1 protein-coding gene is annotated in these 327 nt (G+C 71.9%); it reads left to right on the forward strand.

The annotated features are described in order from the left end of the window. Positions 1–47 precede the first annotated feature (47 nt). Positions 48–327: hypothetical protein (locus ACLQ26_RS33040; protein ID WP_425748277.1), on the forward strand; the 280-nt coding region annotated here is incomplete at its 3' end.

Here is a 327-nt window from a genome sequence, read left to right on the forward strand (position 1 = left end):
CCGCGATGGTTCGCGCTCCGGTGCGCCGCGTGAGGGTGGTTTCCGCGGTGGTGACCGTGACGGTGGTTTCCGTGGTGCTGACCGCCGTGAGGGTGGTTACGAGGGCGGCGGTGACCGTGGTCGTTCCGGTCCGCCGCGCGAGGGTGGCTTCCGTGGCGGAGACCGCGAGGGTGGCTTCCGTGGCGGAGACCGTCGCGAGGGTGGCGGCTTCCGTGGTGGCGACCGCGATGGGTCGCGCTCCGGTGCGCCGCGTGAGGGTGGTTTCCGCGGTGGTGACCGTGACGGTGGTTTCCGTGGTGGTGACCGCCGTGAGGGTGGTTACCAGGG

Origin of the sequence: Micromonospora sp. DT43 (genome assembly GCF_049841645.1) — a bacterium.
Lineage (GTDB): Bacteria > Actinomycetota > Actinomycetes > Mycobacteriales > Micromonosporaceae > Micromonospora.